The 4698-nt window shown below is 41.9% G+C and carries 4 protein-coding genes and 2 tRNA genes; 2 read left to right on the top strand and 4 right to left on the bottom strand.

Annotation, left to right across the window (positions count from 1 at the left end):
• From NT141_03620 to NT141_03635, 4 genes are all read right to left on the bottom strand, one after another.
• Positions 1–502 (bottom strand): methyltransferase domain-containing protein (locus tag NT141_03620; GenBank protein MCX6784124.1); only part of this gene is annotated, 502 nt, incomplete at its 3' end.
• A gap of 90 nt (positions 503–592) precedes the next feature.
• Positions 593–1195 (bottom strand): metal-dependent hydrolase, encoded by a 603-nt coding sequence (locus NT141_03625; protein ID MCX6784125.1) that lies wholly within the window; start codon positions 1193–1195, stop codon positions 593–595.
• A gap of 28 nt (positions 1196–1223) precedes the next feature.
• Positions 1224–3728 carry a magnesium-translocating P-type ATPase gene (mgtA, locus tag NT141_03630; GenBank protein MCX6784126.1) on the bottom strand — a complete coding sequence of 835 codons (2505 nt, stop codon included), beginning with the start codon at positions 3726–3728 and terminating at the stop codon, positions 1224–1226.
• Between the two features lie 42 nt (positions 3729–3770).
• Positions 3771–3847 (bottom strand) — tRNA-His (locus NT141_03635).
• Between the two features lie 62 nt (positions 3848–3909).
• On the opposite strand from NT141_03635, the gene NT141_03640 reads away from it, so the two are divergent.
• Positions 3910–3984, top strand: a tRNA-Gly gene (locus tag NT141_03640).
• A 115-nt stretch (positions 3985–4099) separates the two neighbouring features.
• A partial coding sequence (locus tag NT141_03645; protein MCX6784127.1) for a BRO family protein occupies positions 4100–4698 on the top strand: 599 nt, incomplete at its 3' end.

Here is a 4698-nt window from a genome sequence, read left to right on the forward strand (position 1 = left end):
ACTCGTCGTTTAGTTTTTTATGACTATGAAGCGAGAAGCGATTAACGGCGACTAGACCTCCTTCAGTCAAACAGCGTCGCATATCAGCATAAAACTCCGGTGAATTCGTGTTCTTGGCTTGGCCGCCCCCTTCGTATAAATCCACTAAGATCAAGTCGTACTTTTGTGAAGTCTCTCGCATGTATTCAACGGCGCCTTGATTTATTATTTTTAGGTTTGGATGATTAAGGTCAAAATACTCTTTAGCAACTTTAATCATGGTCGAATTTATTTCTATTCCGTCAATTCTCTCCGGTCGAAAATAACGATTGTAGTAATGAACCGCGGTGCCGCCACCGAGTCCAAGGATACAGATACTTACTGGATCACAGTCAAGAAAAGCTCGAGACACTAAAAAATAGTCCCAGTAAACATCACCGGTTGGTTTGGGGTCTTTTTTATAGATAGAGTGAGTGTAAAGTTTGTCGATTATCAAGCGACGTAGCCCTTTTTCTTCGGTCACAGCGACTAGACCAAATGGGGTGGATTCTTCAAAAATAGTTGTCGCTTTATGACCAAATATCAAGATCGTGTCATGCCCTTAAGGGGTCACTTAGTGAAATGTCGCCACTACAATTGTGATGGTTATAAAAATTAATATTAAAGCGATTAAATTTTCTAACTCCAGTTTTTTAGCGTAGCAAATAATCTCGATTTTTGTTTTAGCCGCTTTTTCTACGTATTTGATTTCTGAAACCTTAATTATCTGCAGGTTTTTAAAATTGGTGACTTTACCGTCGTAGTGGGATCTAATTCCTAAGCGGTATGGTAGAGGCCATAGTGGCAACCCGGGCCAATTTAGATCGCCTAAAGTGTCGTGGAAAAAGTGCCAGCACACTCCAGTCGTCAAAACAACCAGATAGATACTTCCATGTGACAGCAAAGTTATTAGAAATAAAACGGGAATAATTAATAATGGTTTGTGAATCAGTTCACGGTGGCTTTTTATTTTAGGATTATGTAATAGATACTTAATTATTAGGTCCAGATCCGGTAGCACCGCAGCCGCTGATCCTAAGGCGTAGGCAAAATAGTTATGAGATTGTTTAAAAATTATGGAGAGCACCAAACCTAGCAAGAGCCCCATAGAAAGATCAAGGACCCCGAATTTAAAGTATAAAATTATTAGGTCTAATCTACTGGCGGCTTTTTCCATTTTCTTAGTATATCAATAAAAACCGATATTACTTGGGCTCAGAATCGAATTTATTAAAGAAATAATGTTTAACTATTTCGGTCACTGCAAAATAACTTAGGAGTACAATACCGATCCATAGCCAAATTGGAAATTTCAAACTTGTAAAGCTAAAAATGCCACGCCCAATACCCAAAAAAGTAATACCGGTAGCGATTATCATTGAGAGGATCGCCAGGATGGTAATTAGGCGACTGGGGACGCTCTTAAAAATAGATAGTCGAGTACGGACCACAAAGAGAATTAGCATTTCGGATAGGGCCGATTCAACAAACCAGGCCGTTCGGAAAACTTCCGGTGAGGCTTTAAAAAAGTAAATCAATGGAATAATTAAAGCTAGGTCAAAGACACTACTAATAATTCCAAAATAAATCATGAAATTACGAATTAGATTAATATTCCAACGGCGCGGTCGCAATGTATATTTGTGGTCAACATTGTCGCTGGCGATTGCCAACATGGGAATGTCACTTAGGAAATTATTTAGTAGAATTTGGGCCGGTAGAAGTGGGATAAACGGTAAAAATAGTGACGAAGCGGCGAGAGTTACCATATTACCAAAGTTAGCGCTAATTGTAATAAAAATGTATTTAGTGATGTTTCCAAACGTCTTTCGCCCGAGTTCAATTCCCTCCGCTAACACTTTTAGGTCCTTATGTAACAGAATAATGCTGGCGGCTTCTTTAGCCACTTCGGAGCCGGTGTTAACCGCAATCCCAACATCCGCGGCTTTTAATGCCGGGGCGTCATTTACCCCGTCACCGAGGAATCCCACAATATGGCCTTCTTTATTGAGAGTGGCGACAATGTCATATTTCTGCTTCGGGGTCACTCTGGCAAATAAAATGTTATCTTTGATTAGCGCCTCAAATTCAGTCGGATTGCGCTCCTCCAGCATTTCTCCGGAAACGATCCTGTCAACACTTAGACCAACCTCAGCAGCGACTTTTTTAACGACCTCTACACTGTCACCGCTAATAATTTTAATGTTCACCTGTAATCTTTGGAGTAATTTTAGAGCTTCGATGGCGGAAGGTTTAATGGGGTCTCTAAAAAGCAAGAAGCCGCTAAAGTCTAGATCGAACTCATCTTTTAGGGTTGACGTCTGGTCACCAAAATATTTCTTGGCGACAGCGAGAACCCTGAAACCCGATTCTTCGTATTTTTTAACTTGCAGCTTAAGTGCTTCGTGCTGCTTTTTATCTAATTTACAGACTTTTAAAACGCTTTCCGGGGCGCCTTTAGTGATCAGTTCTTTGTTGTCATCCAGTGCCACCACCACACTCATCCGCTGCCGTTCGTAATCAAACTCATTAACGTCAATTATTTGATATTGTTTGACTTTAGGTTCCAGTTTTTTAGCGTCGACGCTCATCCACAATGCTATGTCGGTTGGATTATTCCTAGTGGAGCAAAGCAGTCCCTCCATCAATAAATCTAAACTGATGTCACCTTTAATATCTATAAAACTAGCTAAACTAAAAATTCCAGTTGTTAGTGTACCTGTCTTGTCGGTACAGAGCGTGTCAATATTACCGAAATCTTCAACCGCCATTAACCGTTTCACGACAACTTTAAGTTTGGCCATTTTTAGGGCGCCTTGAGACAGAGTAATCGTCGTAATTACCGGTAGTAATTCCGGAGTAATGCCCACGGTCAACGCCAGAGCAAACAGCAAAGAGCTTAAAAGGCCTTTCCCAAGGATCGAGTTGGAAGCGAAGATAAAAATCGTTAATAACAAAATAACTTTAAAAAGAAAGTTACTGAATTTTTGGGTTTCCTTTTGAAAATCGGTTAGAGGAGCCTTTTTTTCCAATGCCATAACTGTTTGACCGAAGAATGTGCCGGTCCCGATCGCTGTGACTATTCCCCGGCAATTGCCGCCGGAAATAAACGACCCCATAAAAAGCATGTTGGTAAGGTCAGCTGGTGTTTCTTTCGTAGTCTTAATCGCTATAACTTGCTTCAAAACTGGCGCTGATTCCCCGGTGAGGACTCCTTCGTCAACCGACAGTCCGTCGCAATTAATAATCCGCAGGTCAGCCGGAACCTTATCGCCAATGTGCAGTTCTACGATGTCTCCAAGAACTAAGTCTTCACTATTAATAGCTTGCCAGTGACCGGATCTCATTAATTGGCAGTGATGCGTAATAAATTTTTGCAGTTTTTTAAGGGCCGATTCAGCTCGATACTCTTGATAAAAGCCCATCAGAACACTAACGATGATTAGAGACAGGATAACGACGGCGTCAAGATGTTCACCAAGTAAAAAAGAGATAGCCGTCGCTCCCACGAGGACTAAGATCAACCAGTTTTGGAATTGAGATATAAAGATCTTTAAGGCCGTCCGCTGATTTTTAGCTGCGATTTTATTAGGCCCGTACTCAGCTAGCCTTTTTTTACTTTCAGCTTCACTCAGGCCTTCTGGCGAGCTTTCAAGAGAGGCCAATATTTCTTTGGGGGTCAGCAGCCAGGGCTTTTTGGGGGCAGTCACAGCTCCAGTGTATTGCTTTTAAATGTAAGGAGCAATGAGTTTTGGGGTGATCGATGGGATTCGAACCCACGACATTCGCCTCCACAGGGCGACGCTCTAACCAACTGAGCTACGACCACCACGTATTAGCCTTTGACAACCGTATTCTAACACAATAGAATGTTGCAAGACCAACCTCTAGGCGGGTGTAGTTCAGTGGCAGAATGTCTCCTTGCCATGGAGAAGATCGAGGGTTCGAGTCCCTTCACCCGCTCCACGTAAAGATCTTGACGAGTGGCCACTACGAATCTAGAGCTTTAGAGTGTCACGTTTGCCTTCAAGGCATTACGTGACAAAAAGGCAAGATCTAACGTGGTACAGCCAGAAGCAATATGCCCGCAAATAAAATTGCTATTTTTGAAGGAAACCAGATTCGTCGACATTGGGATGCTGATAAAGAGTTGTGGTTTTTCTCTGTAATTGACGTCATTGGAGTTTTGTCGGGCAGTTCAATTCCTCGAAGATACTGGAGTGATCTAAAGATTAAGCTACAAGCCGAGGGTAGTGAGGTGTACGAGAAAATCGTACAACTGAAAATGAAAGCTTCTGATAGCAAGTATTACCTCACAGATGTCGCAGATACAGAAGTGATGTTACGGATTATTCAAAGTATTCCTTCTCCTAAAGCCGAGCCCTTTAAGTTATGGCTAGCTCAAGTTGGCTACGAACGACTGGAAGAAACGGCCGATCCGGAATTAGCCATCAATCGAGCGCTAAGAACGTATCTTCAAAAGGGTTATAGCAAGGACTGGATAAACCAACGCTTAAAAAGCATCGAAATTCGGAAAGCTTTAACAGATGAGTGGGAAATTAGAGGAGTTAAGGAAGGTTTGGAGTTTGCGATTTTAACTAACGAAATAACGCGCGCTTGGACGGGACTCACCACCAAACAATATAAAAATCTCAAAGGTCTAAAGAAAGAGAATCTACG

Source organism: candidate division WWE3 bacterium (assembly GCA_026396615.1).
Taxonomy (GTDB): Bacteria; Patescibacteriota; WWE3; order JAPLWK01; family JAPLWK01; genus JAPLWK01.

Bases quoted from the DNA above. Each gene is read 5' to 3' on its own strand.
- NT141_03625 (MCX6784125.1), bottom strand. From the start codon at position 1,195: ATGGAAAAAGCCGCCAGTAGATTAGACCTAATAATTTTATACTTTAAA.